Here is a 21,450-nt window from a genome sequence, read left to right as displayed (position 1 = left end):
TACGATGGCAAGACGTATATTGGTGGTTGAAGACGAAGCTCCAATCCGTGAAATGGTGTGTTTTGTACTGGAACAAAATGGATATCAGGCAGTAGAAGCTGAAGATTTTGATTCAGCCGTTGGCCAGCTGGTAGAACCTTATCCCGAACTCATCCTGCTTGACTGGATGTTACCCGGCGGTTCAGGGATCCAGTTTATCAAACATCTGAAACGTGAAGCCCTGACCCGCGAAATTCCGGTGATGATGCTGACTGCTCGCGGTGAAGAAGAAGACCGGGTGCGTGGCCTGGAAGTCGGCGCCGATGATTACATCACCAAACCGTTTTCTCCAAAAGAACTGGTTGCCCGCATTAAAGCCGTGATGCGCCGCATCTCGCCAATGGCGGTGGAAGAAGTGATCGACATGCAGGGGCTAAGCCTGGATCCGTCGTCTCACCGGGTGATGGCCAATGAGCAGGCGCTCGACATGGGGCCGACCGAATTTAAGCTCTTGCACTTCTTTATGACCCACTCCGAACGTGTTTACAGCCGCGAACAGTTGCTCAATAACGTCTGGGGCACTAACGTTTATGTGGAAGATCGCACGGTAGACGTGCATATTCGTCGTTTACGTAAAGCGCTGGAAACCAGTGGACATGACAGAATGATCCAAACTGTTCGTGGAACCGGATACCGTTTTTCAACGCGTTATTGAGTCCCCACAGCGGAGAATCTGTGTGCTAGAACGTTTGTCATGGAAACGATTGGCCGGTGAATTCTTTCTCTTTTGCCTGCCAGCGTTAATCCTCGGTATTTTTGTCGGCCATTTTGGCTGGCTCCTCTTTGTGTCGCTGATGGCGGCACTGGGCTGGAATTATTATAACCAGCTCAAACTCTCTCACTGGCTGTGGCTTGACCGCAGCATAACCCCGCCAAATGGCCGCTGGAGCTGGGAACCGCTGTTTTACGGGCTGAACCAGATGCAGATGCGTAATCGCCGTCGCCGTCGCGAATTAGGGCAGCTCATCAAACGGTTTCGCAGTGGTGCGGAATCGTTGCCGGATGCCGTGGTGCTGACGACGGAGGAGGGCAATATTTTCTGGTGTAACGGACTGGCACAGGATTTGCTCGGCTTCCGCTGGCCGGAAGATAACGGGCAGCACATCTTTAACCTGCTGCGTTATCCGGAATTTCGTACCTGGGTCCAGACCCGTGATTTCAGCCGAGCCCTCAATCTGCAACTCAATAATGAGCATTATGTTGAGTTTCGCGTGATGCCTTATTCAGAAGGACAGTTGCTGATGGTGGCGCGCGATGTTACGCAGATGCGTCAGCTGGAAGGCGCCCGGCGTAACTTCTTCGCTAACGTCAGTCATGAACTGAGAACCCCGCTGACCGTATTGCAGGGTTATCTGGAAATGATGGAAGATGCGAAGTTGGAAGAGCCGTTCCGTACCAAAGCGCTGGACACCATGCAGGAACAGACGCGGCGCATGGACGGGCTGGTCAAACAGCTGCTGACATTGTCGAAAATCGAAGCATCGACAAATATCGATATGCACGAGAAAGTCGATATTCCGGTGATGCTGGGCATGCTGGAGCGCGAAGTGCAATCCTTAAGCAGTGGTCGCCATGAAGTGGTATTCCGTGTGAACGAGAAGCTGAAAGTCTTTGGAAATGAAGATCAGCTGCGCAGCGCGGTGTCGAATCTGGTGTACAACGCCGTCAATCACACCCCGACCGGCACGCGGATTGAAGTCAGCTGGCAGCAAACGCCGCACGGTGCGCAATTCCAGATAAGCGATAACGGGCCGGGCATTGCGCCGCAACACCTGCCGCGCCTTACCGAACGTTTCTACCGCGTCGATAAAGCACGTTCACGCCAGACTGGTGGCAGTGGTCTCGGACTGGCCATCGTCAAACATGCCCTGAGCCATCACAACGCCAAGCTTGAAGTGATGAGTGAAGTCGGCGTCGGCACCCGCTTTATATTTACACTGGCACCGAAGCTGATTGTTCCTCAGGAGCAGTCCAGCCAAAGCGGTGTGAAGGGATAAATAAACAAGCCACAGCAAATGACTGTGGCTTTTTTCAACAGATGATTTGCAGACCTTTTTCTTCAATTAGCATTAGTAGGATCAGAGCTGCACCAGTGGGTTTGGTTTCATCCCGCTCCCACTTCTGAATACTATTGGCCGACATATTGATGAGTCTTGCCAGTACGCCCTGACTGATTTTTTCTTTTTCACGCAACGCACGAATACGTTCAGCAGAGCTTTCTGCAAAGGCTTTTAGCTTTTCTTCCTGCACGGCTTCATCAACAATTTTGTTAATTTCGCGCATCGTGGTTTGCGAAATCACGCCAGATGAATCATGGAAGCGTTGAGCCATCCGCTGCAATTTTAGCAAACGTTCATCAACCATTCGAAATCACCTCTTTAATTAATCCAGTTCGAAGTTCTATTTCAAGTTGCTGTTCTGTGAAATTGAGCAAATCTTTAGCAACTGCCTTATACAAAGACAAAAGTTTGTCGGAAATTTCATGTCCGCTCTTGCGGACACTGTGTTTCAGCCAGCCGTCGATATAAAAAATCTTATCTTCAAAACGGAAAGCGACGATGGCACGACCAAACCCTGACTTTGATCTCCCTGATGGAGCGATTCTTTTTTTGTAAACATTACCGGACAACTCCGCGTCATAAAGTCCGTTTGCTAACTCATGCGCAGATTTGAGGATATCCTTTGCCGACAGTTTACTGTCGGTCATGAAATCGTGAAAATCCTCTGTAACGAAAATACGTAAACAGTTCATGCAATCATCCCTGGTAGAAATAACTATAGTATTTATTACCACAGATCGCAATGGGACATATATTGTCCGGCATCATGAAATATGAAGAAGCCAACATGAATTTCTTTCATGTCCCATGAAGATTCCTCTGTTGCCCGTGAACAATCTGCATGACAGTATCTTCTTAAAGACGTTTAGACATCCAGACGCCTAAATATAACGTCGCGTAATTATTTACTTTGTGAATCATTCGCTTCTCGCTACCGGCGGGATGTGATTAAGGAGTTCTTCATGCAACGTACAACACCTCCATTCCGCGCTGACGTCGTCGGCAGTTTTCTGCGTCCTGCTGCGATCAAAGAAGCGCGTAAGCAGTTCCAGGCCGGTGAGATTGATGCCGCGCAGCTGCGTGCCGTAGAAGATACCGAAATCCGCCGTGTGGTGGATTTACAGCGTGAAGCCGGTCTGCAAGTGGTCACTGACGGTGAGTTCCGCCGTGCGTGGTGGCACTTCGATTTCTTTGAAGGTCTGGAGGGCGTGGAAGGTTACGACGCTGTGCAGGGGATCCAGTTTAACGGCGTTCAAACCAAAGCGCGCAGCATCAAAGTGGTCAGCAAACTCGGTTTTGGCTCACACCCGATGCTGGAGGACTTCCGTTTCCTGAAAAGCATTAGCGGAACCGCCGTACCGAAAATGACCATTCCAAGCCCGAGCGTGATGCATTTCCGCGGTGGCCGTAACGCCATCAGCAAGGAAGTGTATCCGGATCTGAAAGACTACTTTGACGATCTGGCGCAGGTTTACCGTGAAGCGATTAAGGCGTTTTACGATGCCGGTTGTCGTTATCTGCAACTTGATGACACCGTGTGGGCTTATCTGTGCTCTGAAGATCAGAAGACGCAAATCCGCGAACGGGGTGATTCTCCACAAGAGTTAGCGCGCACTTACGCTGACGTGCTGAATAAAGCCATCGCCGGTAAACCGGACGATCTGGTGATAGGTCTGCATGTTTGCCGCGGCAACTTCCGCTCAACCTGGATTTCAGAAGGTGGTTATGAACCGGTGGCAGAGATCTTGTTCGGCGGCGTTAACATCGACGCTTTCTTCCTGGAATATGACAATGAACGTTCCGGGGGCTTCGAGCCTTTGCGTTTCATCAAAAAAGGCCATCAGCAGGCAGTCCTGGGACTGATCACCACCAAATCTGGTGAACTGGAACTGGCGAAAACTGTGGAGGCACGTTTGGCTGAAGCAGCAGAATATCTGGATATCAACCAAATTTGCCTCAGTCCGCAATGTGGTTTTGCTTCAACGGAAGAGGGCAACAGCCTGACTGAAGCACAGCAGTGGGAAAAACTGAAGCTGGTCGTCGACATCGCCGCCCGCGTTTGGTGATACCTGAAAGTGGTTGAATGATGACCTTGTAAAAATGCTGTAAACTGTGCGTGAAATAACCTGAGAGTGGTGATTTCACGCATTTTTCGTCTTATCGGAGCATATCTTGTGCTTCATTAGTTCAAAAATCATACATATCATATGGTGTGTTTTTCACTGTATTTAGTGAAAATGCCTGCCTGCTGACATTAATCTGGTCAAACGCTCTGCTTTTTGGATCACGGCTTGCCTTTATACGCTATAAACGTTTACCTTAGCGTCCGCTGTCGCTCGATACTCCCTGCATAACAACGTAATTTTCTGCATATCATCAGGCGTTTTTAGCTCACTTCGATCCTCACATGGTGCTCTCTGGCTGATTTACGCCATTAATCCTTATGACGACGTGGCACGACGACAGTAACGGACACTTTATTCATTTGAACAGGCAACACGACACCAATCATGAGTACTCGTTTAACAAATAAAGATATTCTGGCGTTGGGTTTCATGACCTTCGCCTTATTCGTCGGGGCAGGGAATATCATTTTCCCGCCAATGGTTGGTCTGCAGGCAGGTCATGACGTCTGGTGGGCAGCTGCCGGCTTTATGATTACCGCGGTCGGACTCCCGGTGATGACAGTCATTGCGCTTGCCCGCGTCGGCGGCGGAGTGGATGCCCTGAGTACGCCAATTGGCCGTGGTGCCGGTATTCTTCTGGCGACTGTCTGTTATCTGGCGGTAGGGCCTCTGTTTGCCACGCCGCGTACTGCGACGGTTTCCTTTGAAGTCGGTATTGCACCGATGACCGGTGACGGCCCGCTGCCACTGCTTATCTATAGCGTGATTTATTTCTCTCTGGTGATCGGTATTTCTCTGTATCCGGGCCGTTTACTCGATACTGTCGGGCATTTCCTGGCACCGTTGAAAATGGTCGCTCTGGCTGCACTGGGTATCGCCGCATTGCTGTGGCCGGCCGGTCAGACAATGCCTGCTGTCGGCGCTTACCAGACGGTTCCTTTCTCCAGCGGCTTTGTTAACGGCTATCTGACAATGGATACGCTGGGTGCGCTGGTCTTCGGGATTGTTATCGTCAATGCAGCGCGTTCACGCGGTGTGTCTGATGCGAAATTGCTGACCCGCTATACTATTCTGGCCGGGTTGATTGCCGGTGTGGGCCTGATGCTGGTTTATCTGAGCCTGTTCAAACTTGGTGAAAACAGCGCCTCGCTGGTGCCGGATGCGACTAATGGTGCCGTTATCCTGCATGCTTACGTGGCACATACTTTCGGTGGTATCGGTAGCTTCTTCCTCGGTGCGCTGATCTTCATCGCCTGTATGGTAACGGCGGTTGGCCTGACCTGCGCCTGCGCAGAATTCTTTGCCCAATACCTGCCGCTGTCATACAAAACACTGGTGTTCATTCTGGGTCTGTTCTCGATGCTGGTGTCCAACCTCGGGTTGAGCCATCTGATTCAGATTTCCGTGCCGGTACTGACCGCGATTTATCCGCCATGTATCGCGCTGGTTGTACTGAGTTTCACCCTGCGCTGGTGGAACAGCGCCACGCGCATCGTGGCACCGGTGATGGTGGTGAGTCTGGTATTTGGCATTGTTGATGGTATTAAGGCTTCTGCTTTTGCTGATCTGATGCCAGCCTGGACTGCAAACCTGCCACTGGCTGCGCAAGGTCTTGCCTGGTTACCACCGTCATTATTAATGCTGGTGCTGGTCGGGATTTATGACAAAATCAGCGGCCCGCGCAGTGTTACCGCGCACCAATGATTATCGGGTGAATGTTCGAAGACTTAAAAGAACGATCGTCTGACGAATATTTTGCCAAACAGGCCACGGAGAACCCTTCCGTGGCTTTTTCATTGGCAGGCTAAAAGTTATTTTTTTAGAATGCGATTTTTTGAAAGTTAAAAAACAACACGGGTTAATGCACATGCAGCAAGAAGCTGAACAACCAACAGCACAGAACGAAGGGCCGGGCACGAAGCTAAAACGTGGTCTGACAACGCGCCATATTCGCTTTATGGCACTGGGATCAGCCATCGGAACCGGTCTGTTTTATGGCTCTGCAGATGCCATCAAAATGGCAGGCCCGAGTGTATTGCTGGCTTATCTGGTCGGCGGGATTATCGCATTCATCATTATGCGAGCCCTTGGCGAGATGTCCGTTCACAATCCTCAGAGCGGTTCGTTTGCGCGTTACGCACAGGATTATCTCGGGCCGATGGCGGGTTACATCACCGGCTGGACGTATTGTTTCGAAATCCTGATCGTCGCTATCGCTGATGTGACGGCATTCGGCATTTATATGGGCGTCTGGTTCCCCGATGTTCCGCAATGGACCTGGGTGCTCAGCGTCGTGCTGATTATCGGCGCGATCAATCTGGTCAGCGTGAAAGTCTTCGGCGAGCTCGAATTCTGGTTCTCATTCTTCAAGGTACTGACCATCATCATCATGATCGTGGCGGGCTTTGGCATTATATTCTGGGGCATTGGCAACGGCGGACAGGCGACCGGCATCCACAATCTTTGGAGCAATGGCGGCTTCTTCAGCCAGGGCATCATGGGGACGATTCTGTCGCTCCAGCTGGTGATGTTTGCTTATGGCGGCATCGAAATCATCGGGATCACAGCCGGTGAAGCTGAAAATCCAAAGCAATCTATTCCGAAAGCGATTAACTCCGTTCCGCTGCGTATTCTGGTGTTTTACGTGGGTACGCTGTTTGTGATTATGTCCATTTTCCCATGGAATCAGGTGGGTACGCAGGGCAGTCCGTTCGTGCTGACCTTCCAGCACATGGGCATTACTGCGGCGGCGGCGATCCTGAATTTCGTGGTGATCACTGCGTCACTTTCTGCGATTAACTCTGATGTCTTCGGCGTCGGTCGTATGCTGCACGGGATGGCTGAGCAGGGACAGGCACCGAAAATGTTCAGCAAGGTTTCGCGCCTGGGTACGCCGTGGGTCACCGTTCTGGTGATGATGGCGGCACTGCTGGTAGCGGTTTATCTGAACTACATTATGCCGTCAAACGTGTTCCTGGTGATCGCTTCTCTGGCGACGTTCGCGACAGTTTGGGTATGGATTATGATCCTGTTCTCCCAGATTGGTTTCCGTCGCAAGCTGAGTAAACAACAGGTGAAAGAGCTGGAATTCCCGCTGCGTGGCGGCGTGTACACCTCGGTGTTCGGTATTATTTTCCTGGTGTTTATCATCGGCCTGATTGGCTATTTCCCGGATACGCGCATTTCGCTGTATGTCGGTATGGTTTGGGTCGTCGCGCTGCTGGTCGGTTATGCCTTCAAACGCCGCAATGATCGTAAGAAAGAAGCGCTGGCGCTGAACGACAAAGCGTAAGCAAGTACTTACCTTACGGTAAAGAAAAGCCCCCGATATCATCGCGATATCGGGGGCTTTTTATTTTCTGCGCAGAGAGGTTAGTAACCTATCGCGGCACCTGCGGGCCGGCGCACATCATTCGCGCCATACAGATAGCCCTCACGGACTTTTCCTGATACCGCCGAGTCGTTGCCTGAGGTGGCGGATGTCACGCCAGCGGCACCCGGTAATCCCACCATAATCAGTTCTGCTGCCCCCCACGGCGTCTGTTCTACCATTTTGTAACCCATCTTCTGCAGGATATTCAGGCTGTCCTGAGAAACGCCGCGCTGCTCGTAATAAACTTCATCCGGCAACCACTGATGATGAATACGTGGCGCATTCACCGCTTCCTGTGGCGGCATACCATGATCGATGACATTTAGCGCGGTCTGCAAAGTAATGGTGATGATACGCGAACCGCCCGGCGAGCCGAGAACCATGAAGGTTTTACCGTCTTTGGTCACTAAACTCGGGCTCATCGACGATAGCGGGCGCTTACCGGGGGCGATAGCGTTTTTAACGCCCTGAACCAGACCGAAGAGGTTTTTCTCGCCGACTTTGGTGGTGAAATCATCCATTTCGTCGTTAAGGAAAAAGCCGGTGCCTGGCGCGATTACCACCGAGCCAAACAGGCCATTGATGGTGTAGGTCGTGGAGACGGCATTACCCATTTTATCGACGATAGAGTAATGGGTTGTTTCCGGTTTCTCATGCGGTTCCATGCCCGGCTGAACTGCCGTAGACGGTGTGGCTTTATCGGCTTCTATTTTCTTACGGATGTCTTCGGCGTAGCTTTTGCTGATCAGACGGTCGATGGGATTTTTCACAAACTCCGGATCGCCGAGATAGGTGTTGCGGTCCATATAGGCATGGCGCATGCCCTCGGTGAGGACGTGAACCGACGCTGCCGAATTGAAGCCCATGCTTTTCAGGTCATAGCCTTCTACGATATTGAGAATTTCACACATCGTCACGCCGCCGGAACTTGGCGGTGGGGCTGAGACGAATTTATAGCCGCGATAGCTGCAGGTGATCGGCGCATCTTCGGTGACTTTATAGTTCGCAAAGTCTGCCGCCGTCAGGATACCGCCGCCTTTTTTCGAGGCTGCTTCGACAGCGGCAGGGATTTTGCCTTTGTAGAAAGCATCCGGCCCGTGTTTTGAGATGGACTCCAGCGTGTTGGCTAAATCGGTTTGCACCAGTTTATCGCCGGGCTGGAGCGCGCTGCCATCTTTACGCAGAAAGATGCGCGCCACTTCGGGGTCTTCTTTGAAGCGGTCGACTTTGGTATCGAGAATATCGGTATCGGCGCGGGTCAGTACAAAGCCCTGACGGGCAAGCTTAATCGCCGGTGCCATTACCTGCTGGCGCGTCAGCGTTCCGTATTCTTTCTGTACCGTATCCAGGCCCAGTACCGTGCCGGGCACGCCAGCGGCGAGATAACCGTACAGGCTGGCCCCTTTTTTCACGTTGCCGTCGGCATCCAGATACATGTTGGCGCTGGCGGCGGCAGGCGCGGTTTCGCGAAAGTTGATGAAAGTGTCTTTGCCGTTGGCAAGATGCACCGTCATGAAGCCACCGCCACCGATATTGCCACAACATGGGTTGACGACGGCCTGCGCGTAACCGACGGCCACGGCGGCATCAATGGCATTACCGCCCATTTTGAGAATATCGACACCGACCTGAGAGGCCAGATATTGCGAGGTGACGACCATACCATTTTTGGCTTCAACCGCAGGACTGGACGCGGCGTACAACGGGAAGCTGGCCAGCAAGGCCAGCGCGATGAGTGATTTCCGTAACATAGGGGCTCCTGTTTATTACCCTGTCTTATGAGTCATAACCTTCAGGTTATTGTGTGATAACGCTTTTTTGTGTGTTTTATCCGGCAGTGTTGAGACAAATGATGATGCAAACTGCACGCCATAATGACGTAACCGGAACGTTTTCAGCGTAGACGCAAAAGGGGAGGAGTGAGGAGCGGGGAGAGGAAAATGTGATCGCGACGGATAGCAGGCAAAAAAAACGGCCAGCTGAGCTGACCGTTATTGACCTTGAAATCCGTGAAAGGATTACAGGTTTGACGCGTTTTCTGTCAGGTACTTAGCAACGCCGTCCGGAGATGCGCCCATACCTTTTTTGCCTTTTTCCCACTGAGCCGGGCACACTTCGCCGTGCTCTTCATGGAATTGCAGTGCGTCAACCATACGCAGCATTTCGTCGATGTTACGACCCAGTGGCAGATCGTTCACTACCTGGTGACGAACAACGCCTTCTTTGTCGATCAGGAAAGAGCCGCGCAGTGCAACGCCAGCGTCCGGATGTTCGATACCGTAAGCTTTCTGAATTTCGCGTTTGATGTCAGCAACCATCGCGTATTTAACAGGACCGATACCGCCTTTCTCAACAGGGGTGTTACGCCATGCGTTGTGAACGAACTCGGAGTCAAAGGAAACGCCTACCACTTCTACGCCACGTTTCTGGAATTCTTCGTAACGGTGATCGAAAGCGATCAGCTCAGAAGGACATACGAAAGTGAAGTCCATTGGCCAGAAGAAGATAACAGTTGGTTTGCCTGCAGTGTGTTTTTTGAAGTTGAAGTTTTCAACTACTTCGCCGCTGCCTAAAACTGCTGCTGCGGTGAAGTCAGGGGCTGGGCGAGTTACCAGAACCATAATATTACTCCTTATGAAACCCAAGAGGGTGTCGTAGGTGAGAAGGAAGGGTGAACAAAACGACTGCCAGTATAGGGGCAACCCTCGGGTGAATAAACCCCATCACACCAATCAATCAGATAGCATCCGGCTATCAGTCTTTGACGGAAGTCTCAAACTTCTTTAACAACAACCTTTTGTTTTGCAGGGAATTGCGGGGTAATTCACAAAATTCACGGTGTTTGTCAGATTTGCCGGTCTTTCGCCTGTTGCATCATGACCGGATAAAACTGCCAAAAAAGCTGTTCCAGAGCGTCATAATTCAGCTCGATATCGTGAAATGAACCGGTTAGCGCGCCAAGTTTGGGTCGCCGGTTGGCCATGCCGCGCAAAACGTCACCGATAAAAGGCAGCGCGGAATAACGTTCCATCCAGCGTTCCGGCCATAAATACGCATTCAGATTCTGAAAACGCTCAGGCATTTCAGGCAACTGCGGTTCGATTTCCTGCTGACAGTCGTCAAGAAAATCTTCCAGCGCCTGCTGTGGATGAATTGTCGCCCAGTGGCGGGAGAGAAAGTGATCCCAGACCACATCCAGCGTTATCGGCGCTACGCGGCGAAAATCATCGCGAAAATAGCTGCGCGCAATTCTGACTTCCGGCAGGGAATCAGTCAGGGTATCAACGCGGCGATGCATGCGGATCCCACTGACGATTTCAGCTGAATATTGTCCGTCAGGATTGCCGCGAACGAAGTCTGCCAGCAGGTTGCCGGTCAGGGAGCTTTCGGCCAAAGAGGCCAGATGGAGGTGAGCAAGAAAGTTCATAACGGCAGTATAACGCAGGAAAGTTGATCTCCGACAGCGCAGCGGATGCCTTTATTAGCGCAGAGGCTTGCAGGGGATGCCCCGTCCCTCTAGACTAAGCCGCCTGTTTTTGTCGTTAAGTGAAGTGAAAAGCCATGCGTGTTGCCGATTTTTCTTTTGAGCTCCCTGAATCCCTGATTGCCCGCTATCCGCAGACCCAGCGCAGCGGCTGTCGTTTGTTGTCTCTGGACGGGCCGAGCGGTGAGTTAACGCACGGCGTGTTCACCGACATTCTCGATAAAATCCATCCCGGAGATTTGCTGGTATTTAACAATACCCGTGTGATCCCGGCCCGCGTATTTGGCCGTAAGGTCAGCGGCGGAAAAATTGAAGTGCTGGTTGAGCGTGTGCTCGATTCGCATCGCGTTCTGGCGCATGTGCGTGCGTCTAAATCGCCAAAACCGGGCGCGGAATTACTGCTCGGTGATAAAGAAGAGATTAAAGCGACGATGGTGGCGCGCCACGATACGTTGTTCGAGCTGGAATTTAATGAAGATCGTGATGTCTTTACTCTGCTCAACGAAATCGGGCATATGCCGCTGCCGCCGTACATCGACCGTCCTGATGAAGATGCCGACCGCGAACTGTATCAGACCGTCTACAGCGAACGCCTGGGCGCGGTAGCTGCCCCGACCGCGGGTTTGCACTTCGATGAACCACTGATGGATGCGCTGAAAGCCAAAGGCGTTGAGTTTGCCTTCGTCACGCTGCACGTGGGCGCTGGGACTTTCCAGCCGGTTCGCGTGGACGCCATTGAAGACCACATCATGCATGCTGAGTATGCCGAAGTGCCTCAGGAAGTGGTGGACGCGGTACTGGCCTGTAAAGCACGCGGCAATAAAGTGGTGGCCGTAGGCACAACGTCTGTGCGTTCGCTGGAAAGCGCCGCAAAAGCCAGTGAAGACGCGCTGATTGCGCCATTCTTCGGCGATACCAAAATCTTCATTTATCCGGGTTATCACTATCAGGTGATAGATTCCCTGATTACCAATTTCCACCTGCCTGAATCGACGCTGATCATGCTGGTGTCGGCGTTTGCCGGCTATAAAAATACGATGAATGCCTATCATCAGGCCGTCGCAGAGCAGTACCGTTTCTTTAGTTATGGTGATGCGATGTTCATCAACCGTAACCCGCTGGCGCCACAGGAAGTGGTCGGTCAGTAGCCTTTTTGTAAATACTGGTTCGGGCGCACTCCGTGCATCCGGGCTTTCTTTTCCGGGCGTCATGCCACGGACTTAACCTCATCAGACTGTTTCTCTGATGCTGGAGGCAATGTGAAGTACGAATTAAGCACTACCGATGGCCGCGCACGCCGCGGACGTCTGGTCTTTGAACGTGGCGTGGTTGAAACCCCGGCATTTATGCCAGTGGGCACTTACGGCACTGTAAAAGGCATGACCCCGGAAGAAGTCAAAGAAACCGGCGCACAGATTTTGCTGGGTAACACTTTCCACCTGTGGCTGCGCCCCGGTCAGGAAGTCATGAAACTGCACGGAGACCTGCATGATTTCATGAACTGGCATGGCCCGATCCTCACCGATTCCGGCGGCTTCCAGGTGTTCAGCCTGGGCGCGATGCGCAAAATCAAAGAAGAAGGCGTGCATTTTCGCAATCCGATCAACGGGGATCCGGTATTCCTGAGCCCTGAAAAATCCATGGAGATCCAGAACGATCTGGGCTCCGACATCGTAATGATCTTCGATGAATGTACGCCATATCCTGCTGACTGGGATTATGCAAAACGCTCGATGGAAATGTCTTTGCGCTGGGCCAAACGCAGCCGCGATCGCTTCAACGAATTGAATAATAAGAATGCTTTGTTCGGGATTATTCAGGGCAGCGTTTACGAAGATTTACGAGATGTATCATTAAAAGGGCTGGTAGATATCGGCTTTGATGGTTACGCTGTGGGCGGCCTGGCGGTAGGTGAGCCAAAAGAAGATATGCACCGTATCCTCGAACACGTTTGCCCGCAAATCCCGGAAGACAAACCACGTTATCTGATGGGTGTCGGTAAACCGGAAGATTTGGTTGAAGGCGTGCGTCGCGGTATCGATATGTTTGACTGCGTAATGCCAACGCGTAATGCGCGAAATGGTCATCTTTTCGTGACCGACGGCATCGTGAAAATCCGAAATGCTAAGCATAAAGATGACACGTCAACGCTGGATGAACACTGTGATTGCTACACATGTCGCAATTATAGCCGCGCCTACTTGCATCATCTTGACCGTTGCAACGAAATTCTCGGTGCACGGCTGAACACGATCCATAACCTGCGCTATTACCAGCGTCTGATGGCCGGTTTACGCCAGGCAATCGAAGAGGGTAAATTAGAAGCGTTTGTGACAGACTTCTACGAGCGTAAAGGCAAGCCTGTTCCGCCTTTAAACTTCTGATTTCTTTCTCATGTCGGCATCTTCGAAAGGGGGTGCCGATTTTTATAATTTCTTGGACCGGCATTATGGGGTATTGTGCGAGACGTTTCTTGCCAGACTCCGGGTCGGATTCTCGGTTTGTATTACATCAATTTGCTTCACAACAACAATGAGGGAATTTAAATGAGTCTTTTCATTTCCGATGCAGTCGCAGCGACCGGCGCACCGTCACAGGGAAGTCCTTACTCTCTGGTTATCATGCTGGTGGTTTTTGGTCTGATCTTCTATTTTATGATCCTGCGCCCGCAGCAGAAACGTTCTAAAGAACACAAAAAACTGATGGACTCTATCGGTAAAGGTGACGAAGTCATGACCACGGGTGGCCTGATTGGTCGCGTAACCAAAGTAGCCGAAACCGGTTATGTGGTTATCGCACTGAACGACACCAACGAAGTGATGATCAAACGTGACTTCGTGGCAGCCGTTCTGCCAAAAGGCACGATGAAGTCTATCTAATTTTCGATTTTCCCGAAGGGAACTGCCGTGTTAAACCGTTATCCTGCGTGGAAGTATCTGATGTTGATCGTTGTGGTCATCGTCGGGCTGCTTTATGCACTTCCCAACCTTTATGGTGAGGATCCGGCTGTTCAAATCACTGGTGCTCGGGGTTCCGACGCCAGTGAGGCAACGCTGGACCAAGTCCGTAACGTATTAGATCAAAGCAAAATCCAGATCAAATCAGTTGCTCTGGAGAATGGCGCTATTCTTGCCCGTTTCAAAGATACGGATGTACAGCTTCGTGCACGTGAAGCGCTGACTGAAGCGTTGGGCGACAAGTTTGTTATTGCACTGAACCTTGCGCCGGCAACGCCGCGCTGGTTGAGCATGCTGGGTGCTGAGCCGATGAAGCTGGGCCTCGACTTGCGTGGTGGTGTGCACTTCCTGATGGAAGTGGATATGGATACCGCGCTGAGTAAGCTGCAAGAGCAGACGATGGACAACATGCGCAGCGACCTGCGCGACAAGAATATTCCTTATGCCACGGTGCGTAAGCTCGACAACTATGGCGTTGAAGTGCGTTTCCGCGATGCTGCTACCCGTGATTCTGCGGTCAGCTACCTGAGCCCACGTCACCGCGATTTAGTGATCACCAATAGCGGCGATACCGCAGCTAATGTGGTGATGACTGATGCTCGCCTCAGTGAAGCGCGCGAGTATGCCGTTCAGCAAAACATCACCATCCTGCGTAACCGTGTAAACCAACTGGGTGTGGCCGAGCCGCTGGTACAGCGTCAGGGTGCTGACCGTATCGTGGTTGAGTTGCCTGGTATTCAGGATACTGCGCGTGCAAAAGAAATTTTAGGCGCGACCGCGACACTGGAATTCCGTCTGGTTAACACGAATGTGGATGCCACTGCTGCTTCAACCGGTCGTGTACCGGGTGACAGCGAAGTGAAAAACATGCGTGATGGCCGTCCGGTTGTTCTGTACAAACGCGTGATCCTGACCGGTGACCACATTACTGACTCCACATCCAACATGGATGAGTACAATCAGCCGCAGGTTAACATCTCTCTCGACAGCGCTGGCGGTAACGCCATGTCTAACTTCACGAAGGATAACATCGGCAAACCGATGGCAACCCTGTTCGTGGAATACAAAGACAGCGGTAAGAAAGATGCGAATGGCCGTGCGATTCTGGCGAAACAGGAAGAAGTCATCAACGTGGCGACGATTCAGTCACGTCTGGGCAACAGCTTCCGTATCACCGGGGTGAACGATCCGAATGAAGCCCGTCAGCTGTCTCTGCTGCTACGTGCCGGTGCGTTGATCGCGCCAATTCAGATCGTTGAAGAACGTACTATCGGCCCGACCTTAGGGATGCAAAACATCACTCAGGGTCTGGAAGCATGCTTGTGGGGCCTGGTGGCATCCATTCTGTTCATGGTGGTTTGGTACCGTAAGTTCGGCATTATTGCCACGACAGCGCTGGTGGCTAACCTGATTCTGATTGTCGGGATTATGTCGCTGCTGCCGGGTGCAACGCTGACCATGCCGGGTATTGCTGGTATCGTGCTGACACTGGCGGTGGCCGTTGATGCCAACGTACTGATAAACGAACGTATCAAAGAAGAGCTGAAGAACGGACGTTCCGTTCAGCAGGCGATTCATGAAGGCTATAAAGGCGCGTTCTCCAGTATCATCGATGCCAACATTACTACCCTGATCACGGCGATTATTCTTTATGCAGTGGGTACCGGTTCGATTAAAGGCTTTGCTATCACCACTGCAATCGGTGTGGCAACCTCGATGTTTACGTCGATCGTGGGAACCCGTGCAATCGTGAACCTGGTTTACGGCGGCAAACGCATTAAAAAGCTGTCTATCTGAGGAGTGCGTTGTGGCACAGCAACAACCATATACTGTTGAACAACTAAACTACGGCCGTAAAGTCATCGACTTTATGCGCTGGGACAACGTGGCCTTCTGTATTTCAGGCCTGTTGTTTATCGCTTCCGTCGCGATTATGGGTGTTCGCGGATTCAACTGGGGTCTGGATTTCACTGGCGGTACCGTCATCGAAATCAGCCTTAGCCAGCCCGTAAACCTCGACGACATGCGTGCCGATCTGGAGAAAGCAGGATTCAAGGATCCTGTTGTTCAAAACTTCGGTAGCAGCCGCGACGTGATGGTTCGCCTTCCACCTGTATCCGGGAATGCGGGTCAGGAGCTGGGGAATAAAGTCCTCACTCTGGTGAACGCGGATATCGACAAAAATGCCACCGTGAAACGTGTCGAATTTGTGGGTCCGAGCGTGGGTAATGATTTGGCGCAGGCAGGCGGCATGGCGCTGCTGATTGCGCTGATTAGTATCCTGGTTTACGTCGGATTCCGCTTTGAATGGCGACTGGCGCTGGGTGCGGTTATCGCACTGGCGCACGACGTTATTATCACCATGGGCGTGTTGTCACTGTTCAGGATCGAAATTGACCTGACCATCATCGCGTCCCTGATGTCGGTTATCGGCTACTCGCTGAATGACTCCATCGTGGTATCGGACCGTATTCGTGAAAACTTCCGCAAAATTCGTCGCGGGAACTCTTACGAAATCATGAACGTGTCCCTGACCCAGACGTTAAGCCGTACCATTATGACCTCAGCAACCACGCTGATGGTGGTATTGATGCTCTATATCTTTGGTGGTGCGTTGCTGGAAGGCTTCTCACTGACCATGCTGATTGGTGTGTCGATTGGTACTGTTTCGTCAATCTACGTGGCGTCTGCGCTGGCTCTGAAACTGGGCATGAAGCGTGAACACATGTTGCAGCAGAAAGTGGAAAAAGAGGGCGCAGATCAGCCTTCGATTCTTCCATAATTTGCCGATGGTTTAATGACCGACATAGAAAACAAAAACCCCGCACTGCGGGGTTTTTTTCGTCTGCAATTTGCTACGCTACTTTGTTACAGCAGGCGCTACGACTGGCGGAGTTTGCTGCGTCGCCACAATATTATGCATGTGAACAAAACCCAGTGTGTCGACAGTCACCTGATTAAACTTCACCTCGACGGTTTTCACCGGTCCCGGCAATAAATCTGGCTCGACGGTAATTGTCTGGGTTTGCATATCGACGGTCAGCGGTTTGCCGGTGACCGGATCCAGTTGTCCCCAGCTTAAAGAAGCCGTAAACGGCGGCAATGGCTGACCGGACGTGTTTTTGATTTCAAGCACGGCCTGAACGCCTGTGGCATCCGGTGCAACGCGGATCAGCTGAACTTCCAGCTGGCCGATATCACTTTTCAGCAACGCGGCACTTTTCGCTGCCGGTAACAAATACACACCGTTCGTTGACTGACGGTTGAGCGTGGTTTGCTGCTCCAGTGCAGTGGCCAGATCCGTCAGCCGTTGAAGTTTTTGATTCAGCTGGCCGACCTCCGTTTTCAGTTCGGGCATCTGGGGATTTTGCTTCGCGCAGCCCGCCAGGCTGAATAACGCGGCACAGGCCAGTAAAAGTCGCGGGTGTTTCGTCATATCAGAGACTTCCTTTCATCTGCCCGTTGAAACATTCCGTCCGGGCACCAATATAGATAGCTAAGTTTAACCCGATGTCTATGAAAGTAGCGACAGCCTTTGTTGTCGGCACACTTCGGGTTAAACTAATGTCCAATTGAGTTCGCGATCAGGAAGTGCTATGCATTGCCCATTTTGTGCCGCTGTTGATACTAAAGTCATCGATTCCCGTCTGGTAGGCGATGGATCGCAGGTTCGCCGTCGCCGTCAGTGCCTGGTGTGCCATGAGCGTTTCACCACATTTGAAGTGGCTGAACTGGTGATGCCGCGTGTCATTAAGAGCAATGAAGTTCGCGAACCTTTCAACGAAGACAAGCTTCGCGGTGGTTTTCTGAAAGCGCTGGAAAAACGCCCGGTCAGCTCTGATGATGTCGAAACGGCCATCAGTCATATTAAGTCACAGCTGCGTGCCACAGGTGAACGTGAAATCCCGGCCACAATGATCGGCAATCTGGTGATGGACGCCCTGAAAGGGCTGGATAAAGTCGCTTATATTCGCTTCGCGTCGGTTTACCGCAGCTTTGAAGATATCCGTGAATTTGGTGAAGAGATCGCTCGTCTTCAGGACTAAGGAAAGCTGATGCTGCCTGATAAAATATCGTCTGTTCAAAATCTTTCTGATGAATTACCTGCTGATGAACGCTATATGGCGCGTGCCTTCGAACTGGCGCGCCTCGGACGTTTTACGACGACGCCTAATCCCAATGTCGGCTGCGTCATTGTATTGAATGGCGAGATTGTCGGCGAAGGCTTCCATTTGCGTGCCGGTGAGCCCCATGCGGAAGTGCATGCTTTACGCATGGCCGGTGAAAAAGCCCGTGGTGCGACAGCTTACGTTACCCTTGAGCCTTGCAGCCATCATGGACGCACACCGCCTTGCGCCGATGCGTTGCTGGCCGCCGGTGTCGCCCGCGTAGTTGCCGCAATGCAGGATCCTAATCCGGAAGTAGCCGGTCGCGGTTTATACCGCCTTAAGCAGAACGATATTGACGTCAGCCACGGGCTGATGCATTCCCAGGCAGAAGCCGTAAACCTCGGTTTTCTCAAACGAATGCGCACCGGTTTCCCTTACGTACAGCTAAAAATGGGCGCGTCGCTGGATGGCAGAACGGCGATGGCTTCCGGAGAAAGTCAGTGGATCACTTCCGCTGCAGCCCGTGCGGATGTGCAGCGTTTTCGCGCTGAAAGCTCAGCCATTTTGAGCACCAGTGCAACGGTGCTGGCAGATAATCCTTCGCTGAATGTGCGCTGGAGTGAACTGGGCAGTGAAGTGCAGGCGATTTATCCCGAGGGAAATCTGCGTCAGCCGCTGCGCATTATTCTCGACAGCCAGAATCGCGTAACGCCACAGCATCAGCTGGTGAATATTCCCGGTCAAGTCTTGCTGGCGCGTCTTGAGACCGATTCACACGCCTGGCCTGAGGCCGTTGAACAATGGCGTGTGGCCGGGCGCGATAACCGTATTGACCTGGTTCTGCTGATGATGCAGCTGGCAAAACGCCAGATAAACTCCATCTGGGTGGAAGCGGGCGCGCAGCTGGCCGGTGCCTTATTACAAGCGGGTCTGGTTGATGAATTAATCGTTTATATGGCTCCTAAGTTATTGGGTAATAATGGGCGAGCACTCTGTGAGTTGCCCGGTTTACAACATCTGGCTGATGCACCGGAGTTTGCTTTCAGCGATATCCGCCAGATTGGCCCTGACTTACGTTTACGCCTGAAACCGGTGTACTGATAATTTTACTCGTCCCTGAAGGAATGACGTTAAAAGCGCATGTCCAGACAGGGGAATTTTATGATAGAATCCGCCCCCCTGCGGCTGGGGTTGAGAAACTCCTGAACCCACTTTAAGGAAAACTATGAACGTTATCGAAGGTGTTGTAGCCACGCCTAACGCGCGCGTAGCGATCGCGATTGCTCGTTTTAACAACTTTATCAATGACAGCCTGCTTTCCGGTGCTGTTGATGCGTTGAAACGTATTGGTCAGGTCAGCGATGACAACATCACCGTAGTCTGGGTCCCGGGCGCATACGAATTGCCTCTGGCAACCCGTGCTCTGGCTGAAAGCGGTAAATTTGACGCGGTTGTTGCACTCGGCACCGTGATCCGCGGGGGCACAGCCCACTTTGAATTTGTAGCGGGCGAATGCAGCTCTGGCCTGTCCAGCGTTGCAATGAACAGCGAAATCCCGGTTGCCTTTGGCGTGCTGACGACAGAAAGCATTGAACAAGCCATCGAACGCGCAGGGACAAAAGCCGGTAACAAAGGTGCAGAAGCTGCACTGACCGCGCTTGAAATGATTAATGTTATCAAGGCTATTAAGGCCTGAATCTAGTTAAGGGGAAATCCGTGAAACCTGCTGCTCGTCGCCGCGCCCGTGAATGTGCCGTTCAGGCGCTTTACTCCTGGCAGTTGTCGAAAAATGACATCGCCGATGTTGAATTAGAATTCCTGACCGAGCAGGATGTCAAAGACGTAGACATTGCCTATTTCCGCGAACTGCTGGCTGGTGTAGCAAACAGTGCTGAGAAACTCGATGCACTGATGGCGCCATACCTGTCCCGTCAGCTGGATGAACTGGGCCAGGTGGAAAGAGCGATTTTGCGTCTGGCTCTGTTTGAGTTGAGCAAACGCCAGGACGTCCCTTACAAAGTGGCGATCAACGAAGCCATTGAACTGGCGAAAACTTTTGGTGCAGAAGATAGCCATAAGTTCGTCAACGGTGTGCTGGATAAAGCAGGCCCGCATATTCGTAAAAAATGATCATCAAAAAAGTGTCGGCTTCAGTCACAAATGGCGACAGTCATTTTCGTCTGTTTACCGTCTCTGTTGATAATCTGGTGATGTCACCTGGTTTATCTTTTATGTGACACCCCTCTTAAGGCCGGATTTCCGGCCTTAAGTCATTCTAACGATTTGGAAATGTACTATGTCATGCGGCGAATTTGATGTAATCACTCGCTACTTTAACCGTTTCAGAACCGCCCGGCAGGACGTTCATTTAGGCATTGGAGATGATTGTGCCTTACTGACGGTTGGCGAAAAGCAGTTATTAGCAGTCAGTACCGACACTCTGGTCGAAGGCATCCATTTTCTAAAAACAATTGCTCCGGCCGATCTGGGATACAAAGCCCTGGCGGTAAACCTCAGTGATCTGGCCGCGATGGGCGCCGATCCTGCCTGGGTATCTCTGGCACTGACGTTGCCGGAAGTGAACACCGACTGGTTGCAGGCATTCAGCGACAGTCTGTTTGAACAACTTAATTATTACGGCATGCAGCTGATTGGCGGCGACACCACCCGCGGTCCGCTGAGCATGACGTTAACCATTCAGGGGCTGGTGCCCGCAGGGCGTGCCTTAACCCGTTCCGGTGCAGGCATCGGTGACTGGATCTTCGTGACTGGTACGCTCGGTGACAGCGCGGCGGGGCTCGCCATTCTGCTGGAACAGCTGAATGTCGCAGATACTGACACCCGCGAATTCCTGCTTAAACGCCATCTGCGGCCTTCGCCGCGTGTGTTGCAGGGGCAGGCTCTGCGTGATTTAGCGACATCCGCTATCGATCTCTCCGACGGACTGATTTCTGATCTCAAACATATACTGAATGCCAGCGAATGCGGCGCGCGTCTTGATCTCGATGCGATCCCTTTCTCCCCAGCTATGAATCAGGTGGCGGATCCGGAACAGGCTCTGAGATGGGCACTGACCGGCGGGGAAGACTACGAGCTGTGCTTCACCGTGCCGGAAATCAACCGTGGTGCGCTGGATGTGGCACTGAGTCATCTGGGCGTTGATTTCACCTGTATCGGGCAGATTGCGCCGCTTTCTGAAGGGATTAAATTTTTGCGTTCAGGCGCGCCGGTAGAACTTGAATGGCAGGGATTTGATCACTTTGCCGCAGAGGAATTACTGTGAATATTGGCCGAAAAAAACG

The 21,450-nt window shown here is 52.0% G+C and carries 21 protein-coding genes; 15 read left to right on the top strand and 6 right to left on the bottom strand.

The genetic code is table 11. The annotated features are described in order from the left end of the window. The first annotated feature begins 4 nt into the window (after positions 1 to 4). The gene (gene phoB, locus D5398_RS04205) at positions 5 to 694 is read left to right on the top strand and encodes a phosphate response regulator transcription factor PhoB (RefSeq protein WP_112287479.1); all 690 of its coding nucleotides are present in this window, start codon (positions 5 to 7) and stop codon (positions 692 to 694) included. A gap of 22 nt (positions 695 to 716) precedes the next feature. Then, on the top strand, positions 717 to 2,036 hold the full coding sequence (phoR, locus tag D5398_RS04200; protein ID WP_120506453.1) for a phosphate regulon sensor histidine kinase PhoR: 1,320 nt from the start codon (positions 717 to 719) through the stop codon (positions 2,034 to 2,036). Positions 2,037 to 2,070: 34 nt separating this feature from the next. On the opposite strand, the gene D5398_RS04195 is transcribed toward phoR, so the two are convergent. Next, positions 2,071 to 2,403, bottom strand: coding sequence for a helix-turn-helix domain-containing protein (locus D5398_RS04195; RefSeq protein WP_120506452.1), 333 nt, complete (start codon positions 2,401 to 2,403; stop codon positions 2,071 to 2,073). After that, positions 2,396 to 2,791 (bottom strand): type II toxin-antitoxin system RelE/ParE family toxin, encoded by a 396-nt coding sequence (locus D5398_RS04190; RefSeq protein WP_120506451.1) that lies wholly within the window; start codon positions 2,789 to 2,791, stop codon positions 2,396 to 2,398. The genes D5398_RS04195 and D5398_RS04190 overlap by 8 nt, the downstream gene beginning before the upstream one ends. A gap of 270 nt (positions 2,792 to 3,061) precedes the next feature. Between D5398_RS04190 and D5398_RS04185 the strand changes: the two genes are divergently transcribed. The 3 genes from D5398_RS04185 to proY all read left to right on the top strand — a co-directional run bounded on the left by D5398_RS04185 (position 3,062) and on the right by proY (position 7,517). Next, complete coding sequence (locus D5398_RS04185) at positions 3,062 to 4,165, top strand: cobalamin-independent methionine synthase II family protein (protein WP_120506450.1); 1,104 nt, start codon at positions 3,062 to 3,064, stop codon at positions 4,163 to 4,165. 444 nt (positions 4,166 to 4,609) lie between these two features. After that, positions 4,610 to 5,929, top strand: a complete 1,320-nt coding sequence (gene brnQ, locus D5398_RS04180; protein WP_120506449.1) for a branched-chain amino acid transport system II carrier protein — start codon at positions 4,610 to 4,612, stop codon at positions 5,927 to 5,929. 163 nt (positions 5,930 to 6,092) lie between these two features. Continuing rightward, positions 6,093 to 7,517: a proline-specific permease ProY gene (gene proY, locus D5398_RS04175; RefSeq protein ID WP_208645869.1), complete on the top strand. Its 1,425-nt coding sequence runs from the start codon at positions 6,093 to 6,095 to the stop codon at positions 7,515 to 7,517. Positions 7,518 to 7,597: 80 nt separating this feature from the next. On the opposite strand, the gene ggt is transcribed toward proY, so the two are convergent. The 3 genes from ggt to D5398_RS04160 form a co-directional block, all read right to left on the bottom strand. Next, positions 7,598 to 9,349 carry a gamma-glutamyltransferase gene (ggt, locus tag D5398_RS04170; protein ID WP_120506447.1) on the bottom strand — a complete coding sequence of 584 codons (1,752 nt, stop codon included), beginning with the start codon at positions 9,347 to 9,349 and terminating at the stop codon, positions 7,598 to 7,600. Between the two features lie 267 nt (positions 9,350 to 9,616). Next, positions 9,617 to 10,219: a peroxiredoxin C gene (locus D5398_RS04165; protein ID WP_095924927.1), complete on the bottom strand. Its 603-nt coding sequence runs from the start codon at positions 10,217 to 10,219 to the stop codon at positions 9,617 to 9,619. Between the two features lie 224 nt (positions 10,220 to 10,443). Further along, on the bottom strand, positions 10,444 to 11,025 hold the full coding sequence (locus tag D5398_RS04160; RefSeq protein ID WP_120506446.1) for an ACP phosphodiesterase: 582 nt from the start codon (positions 11,023 to 11,025) through the stop codon (positions 10,444 to 10,446). Positions 11,026 to 11,159: 134 nt separating this feature from the next. On the opposite strand from D5398_RS04160, the gene queA reads away from it, so the two are divergent. The 5 genes from queA (at position 11,160) to secF (ending at position 16,821) form a co-directional block, all read left to right on the top strand. Beyond that, positions 11,160 to 12,230, top strand: coding sequence for a tRNA preQ1(34) S-adenosylmethionine ribosyltransferase-isomerase QueA (queA, locus tag D5398_RS04155; RefSeq protein ID WP_120506445.1), 1,071 nt, complete (start codon positions 11,160 to 11,162; stop codon positions 12,228 to 12,230). Between the two features lie 111 nt (positions 12,231 to 12,341). Further along, positions 12,342 to 13,466 carry a tRNA guanosine(34) transglycosylase Tgt gene (gene tgt, locus D5398_RS04150; protein ID WP_120506444.1) on the top strand — a complete coding sequence of 375 codons (1,125 nt, stop codon included), beginning with the start codon at positions 12,342 to 12,344 and terminating at the stop codon, positions 13,464 to 13,466. A gap of 162 nt (positions 13,467 to 13,628) precedes the next feature. Beyond that, entirely contained in the window at positions 13,629 to 13,961 is a 333-nt protein-coding gene (yajC, locus tag D5398_RS04145) for a preprotein translocase subunit YajC (protein WP_013576670.1), read from the top strand. 27 nt (positions 13,962 to 13,988) lie between these two features. Further along, positions 13,989 to 15,836, top strand: coding sequence for a protein translocase subunit SecD (secD, locus tag D5398_RS04140; protein ID WP_120506443.1), 1,848 nt, complete (start codon positions 13,989 to 13,991; stop codon positions 15,834 to 15,836). A gap of 73 nt (positions 15,837 to 15,909) precedes the next feature. Then, positions 15,910 to 16,821: a protein translocase subunit SecF gene (gene secF, locus D5398_RS04135; RefSeq protein WP_217151631.1), complete on the top strand. Its 912-nt coding sequence runs from the start codon at positions 15,910 to 15,912 to the stop codon at positions 16,819 to 16,821. A gap of 78 nt (positions 16,822 to 16,899) precedes the next feature. On the opposite strand, the gene D5398_RS04130 is transcribed toward secF, so the two are convergent. Continuing rightward, positions 16,900 to 17,475 carry a DUF3251 domain-containing protein gene (locus D5398_RS04130; RefSeq protein WP_120506441.1) on the bottom strand — a complete coding sequence of 192 codons (576 nt, stop codon included), beginning with the start codon at positions 17,473 to 17,475 and terminating at the stop codon, positions 16,900 to 16,902. A 160-nt stretch (positions 17,476 to 17,635) separates the two neighbouring features. Between D5398_RS04130 and nrdR the strand changes: the two genes are divergently transcribed. The 5 genes from nrdR (at position 17,636) to thiL (ending at position 21,431) form a co-directional block, all read left to right on the top strand. Next, positions 17,636 to 18,085 (top strand): transcriptional regulator NrdR, encoded by a 450-nt coding sequence (nrdR, locus tag D5398_RS04125; RefSeq protein WP_120133550.1) that lies wholly within the window; start codon positions 17,636 to 17,638, stop codon positions 18,083 to 18,085. Positions 18,086 to 18,094: 9 nt separating this feature from the next. Next, positions 18,095 to 19,249, top strand: coding sequence for a bifunctional diaminohydroxyphosphoribosylaminopyrimidine deaminase/5-amino-6-(5-phosphoribosylamino)uracil reductase RibD (gene ribD / locus D5398_RS04120; RefSeq protein ID WP_120506440.1), 1,155 nt, complete (start codon positions 18,095 to 18,097; stop codon positions 19,247 to 19,249). A 124-nt stretch (positions 19,250 to 19,373) separates the two neighbouring features. Then, positions 19,374 to 19,844, top strand: coding sequence for a 6,7-dimethyl-8-ribityllumazine synthase (ribH, locus tag D5398_RS04115; RefSeq protein ID WP_095924936.1), 471 nt, complete (start codon positions 19,374 to 19,376; stop codon positions 19,842 to 19,844). 20 nt (positions 19,845 to 19,864) lie between these two features. Then, on the top strand, positions 19,865 to 20,278 hold the full coding sequence (nusB, locus tag D5398_RS04110) for a transcription antitermination factor NusB (protein ID WP_013576663.1): 414 nt from the start codon (positions 19,865 to 19,867) through the stop codon (positions 20,276 to 20,278). Positions 20,279 to 20,444: 166 nt separating this feature from the next. Next, entirely contained in the window at positions 20,445 to 21,431 is a 987-nt protein-coding gene (thiL, locus tag D5398_RS04105) for a thiamine-phosphate kinase (RefSeq protein WP_120506439.1), read from the top strand. Positions 21,432 to 21,450: the final 19 nt, after the last annotated feature.

Origin of the sequence: Rahnella bruchi, assembly GCF_003614975.1 — a bacterium.
Taxonomy (GTDB): Bacteria; Pseudomonadota; Gammaproteobacteria; order Enterobacterales; family Enterobacteriaceae; genus Rahnella; species Rahnella bruchi.
The sequence above is the reverse complement of the archived record's forward strand: the minus strand, read 5'-3'. Positions and strand labels throughout refer to the sequence as shown.